Source organism: Aeromonas sp. 159, from assembly GCF_963862045.1.
In the GTDB taxonomy this organism is placed as follows: Bacteria; Pseudomonadota; Gammaproteobacteria; order Enterobacterales; family Aeromonadaceae; genus Aeromonas; species Aeromonas veronii.
In genome coordinates this window covers 1-3,491 of sequence record NZ_CAWLMI010000090.1, presented here as the reverse complement: position 1 = coordinate 3,491, position 3,491 = coordinate 1, and the positions used below count along the sequence as shown (strand labels likewise).

The window sequence follows — 3,491 nt, the reverse complement described above, 5'->3', positions numbered from 1 at the left end:
TTGCATTAAGGGAAAGCGGCGGGCGCAGGGCCCGCCGTTATCATCCGTTTGCTGTCACAGATTGGCAATGATCAGTTGGTAACCAATCAGTTGGCAGCCAATTAGTTAGCAACAATATTGAGCAGCTTGCCCGGTACATAGATCACCTTGCGCACGGTCAGACCGTCGGTGAACTTCTGCACGGAGGCGTCGGCCATAGCCAGCTTCTCGACGTCGGCCTGACTGATTTCGGCAGGCACGGTCAGTTTGCCGCGCATCTTGCCGTTGATCTGCACCACTACCAGCTTCTCGGTCTCGACCATGGCCGCTTCATCGGCCACCGGCCATGCAGCGTGATCCACGTCGTCGCCCTTGCCCAACATCTTCCACAGCTCGAAGCCGATGTGCGGAGTGATGGGGTAGAGCATGACCACCACCGCTTCCAGCGCTTCCTGCATCAGGGCGCGATCCTGCTCGTCGTTGCCCAGCTTGGAGAGATTGTTCATCAGCTCCATGATGGCGGCGATGGCGGTGTTGAAGGTCTGACGGCGACCCACGTCGTCGCTCACCTTGGCGATGGTCTTGTGCAGCTCGCGGCGAATGGCCTTCTGCTCGTTGGTGAGAGCAGCCAGATCCAGCGCGGCAACGGCGCCACCGGAGACGTGCTCGAAGGTGGTGCGCCACAGGCGACGCAGGAAGCGCTGGGCGCCCTCTACGCCGGAGTCGGACCACTCCAGGGTCATCTCGGCCGGGGAGGCGAACATCATGAACAGACGGACGGTATCGGCGCCATAACGCTCGACCATCAGCTGCGGGTCGATGCCGTTGTTCTTGGACTTGGACATTTTGGTCATGCCGGAGTGGATAACTTCGCGGCCTTCGTTATCGATGGCCTTGGTGATGCGACCCTTCTCGTCACGCTCTACTTTGACGTCGGTCGGGCTGACCCAGACGTTACCGCCTTTTTCGTCCTTGTAGTAGAAAGCGTCGGCCAGCACCATGCCCTGACAGAGCAGACGCTTGAACGGCTCGTCGCTGTTGACCAGACCCGTGTCACGCAGCAGCTTGTGGAAGAAGCGGGCGTAGAGCAGGTGCATACAGGCGTGCTCGATACCGCCGATGTACTGATCCACCGGCAGCCAGTGGTTGGCAGCCGCCGGATCCAGCATGCCCTTGTCGTAGTCCGGAGAGCAGTAGCGCGCGTAGTACCAGGAGGACTCCATGAAGGTGTCGAAGGTATCGGTTTCGCGGAACGCTTCCTGACCGTTGTAAGTGGTCTTGGCCCACTCTGCGTCGGCCTTGATCGGGCTCTGGATACCATCCATCACCACATCTTCCGGCAGCAGTACCGGCAGCTGGTCTTCCGGCGTCGGCACCACTGTGCCGTCAGCCAGAGTCAGCATCGGGATGGGAGCACCCCAGTAGCGCTGACGGGAGACACCCCAGTCGCGCAGACGGAAGTTGACGGTGCGCTTGCCCTTGCCCAGTGTTTCCAGCTTGTTGGCGATGGCATCAAAAGCGCCCTGGAAGTCGAGACCGTCAAACTCGCCGGAGTTGAACAGCACGCCCTTCTCGGTGTAAGCGGCTTCGCTCACGTCGACGTCGCCATCAACCGGCTTGATGACCGCCTTGATGTCGAGGCCATATTTGGTGGCGAATTCGAAGTCACGCTGATCGTGGGCCGGAACCGCCATCACGGCGCCGGTGCCGTAGTTCATCAGTACGAAGTTGGCGACCCAGACCGGTACCTTGCGGCCATCCAGCGGGTGAATGGCGTAGAGGCCGGTGGCCATGCCCTTCTTCTCCATGGTGGCCAGCTCGGCTTCGGCGACCTTGGTGTTCTTGCACTCTTCGATAAAGGCGGCCAGCTCCGGATTGTTCTGGGCTGCTTGCAGCGCCAGCGGGTGACCGGCAGCGATACCGACATAGGTGACGCCCATGAAGGTGTCCGGACGGGTGGTGTAGACCTCCAGCTGCTCAGCCTGATCCTCGATGGCAAAGCTGATGTTGACCCCTTCGGAGCGGCCAATCCAGTTGCGCTGCATGGTCTTGACCATTTCCGGCCAGCCTTCCAGATTGTCGATGTCGCTGAGCAGCTCTTCTGCGTAGTCGGTGATCTTGATGAACCACTGGGGGATCTCTTTCTGCTCCACCGGGGTGTCACAGCGCCAGCAGCAGTTGTCGACCACCTGCTCGTTGGCCAGTACGGTCATGTCGTTCGGGCACCAGTTGACGGAGGAGGTCTTCTTGTAGACCAGACCCTTCTCGTAGAGCTTGGTGAAGAACCACTGCTCCCAGCGGTAGTAATCCGGTTTGCAGGTGGCGACTTCACGATCCCAGTCATAACCCAGACCCAGCATCTTCAGCTGGTTCTTCATGTATTCGATGTTTTCGTAGGTCCAGGGCGCCGGCGCGGTATTGTTTTTGATCGCGGCGTTCTCGGCCGGCAGACCGAATGCATCCCAACCTATGGGTTGCAGCACGTTCTTGCCATTGAGGCGTTGATAACGGGAGATCACATCACCTATGGTGTAGTTACGAACGTGCCCCATGTGTAGTCGACCAGACGGATAGGGGAACATGGACAGGCAGTAGAACTTCTCCTTGTCTACCTTCTCCACGGCCTTAAAGGTTTTCTTGGCATCCCAGTGCTTTTGCACTGCTGGTTCGATTGATTGGGGAACGTATTGCTCTTGCATTGGTGACATCCGGATCTGTGAAATGAATAGATAAATCAGCTGGGAAATCGCAATAGAATACCCATATCCTGCGGCGGCAACAACCGCCAGCGTCCCTTGGGCCTTAAGCCGGGCCAGATCAGGGTTTAGTAGAGGAGTTAGAGCCATGGACAAACGTCAAAAAGGGTACGAAGCCTTCATTGCCGAGCTGCAAAAGCAGTGGCAAGAGACTGAAGAGTTCCAGGGGGAGCGCCTCAACCGGATGATTGCCAAGGTGCAGGCCTATCTGGAGGCGGCCAGCGACCTCACTCAGGACGAACTGGCGCTCATCGCCGAGTACGTGAAGCGGGATCTGGGCAACTATGACGAGGGGCGCCATGACGATAGTGCGCAGGTGGAAGAGTCTGCCTTTATGCTGGCCCTCAAAGACACCGCGTGGTCCTGGCTGGCGGATGTGACCGACCGCGCCCAGGTGGAGTGGCGCGAGCTGGCCGACGAGCTGGAGCACAAGGGTGTTTACGAGGCGGGTGACTGGGTGGGGCTCGGGGTCATGGTGTGCGACCAGTGTGGCTGGCGCCATACCGTGCTGCATCCCCAGCAGCTCGATACCTGCCCCGAATGCGGCTGCGCCGAGTATCACCGCGAGCCGCTCTCGCCCTGAGTCATACCATCAATGTGGATGAGATATGTCTAGTCCTGAAATATGTTTACACATTTTCAACTAGCATTTCTCCACTCAGAACCCCCTATGTACCGCATCGGGGGTTCTGTATTTCAACGCATGATGCGGTCGCTCCTCGTTGTAAATATCCTGTAGTGGTCTAATCATCCCGG

The 3,491-nt window shown here is 58.6% G+C and carries 3 protein-coding genes; 1 reads left to right on the top strand and 2 read right to left on the bottom strand.

Annotated elements, in window-relative coordinates:
• Positions 1–101: 101 nt before the first annotated feature.
• Positions 102–2,678 (bottom strand): leucine--tRNA ligase, encoded by a 2,577-nt coding sequence (gene leuS, locus AACR14_RS14980; RefSeq protein WP_019446749.1) that lies wholly within the window; start codon positions 2,676–2,678, stop codon positions 102–104.
• A gap of 145 nt (positions 2,679–2,823) precedes the next feature.
• On the opposite strand from leuS, the gene AACR14_RS14975 reads away from it, so the two are divergent.
• Positions 2,824–3,318 (top strand): zinc ribbon-containing protein, encoded by a 495-nt coding sequence (locus AACR14_RS14975; RefSeq protein WP_005335155.1) that lies wholly within the window; start codon positions 2,824–2,826, stop codon positions 3,316–3,318.
• Positions 3,319–3,393: 75 nt separating this feature from the next.
• Here AACR14_RS14975 and AACR14_RS14970 read toward each other — a convergent pair.
• Positions 3,394–3,491 (bottom strand): integrase core domain-containing protein (locus AACR14_RS14970; protein ID WP_156808836.1); only part of this gene is annotated, 98 nt, incomplete at its 5' end.

Coding starts and splice junctions, on each gene's coding strand:
- leuS (WP_019446749.1), bottom strand. CDS start 2,678: ATGCAAGAGCAATACGTTCCCCAATCAATCGAACCAGCAGTGCAAAAG.
- AACR14_RS14975 (WP_005335155.1), top strand. CDS start 2,824: ATGGACAAACGTCAAAAAGGGTACGAAGCCTTCATTGCCGAGCTGCAA.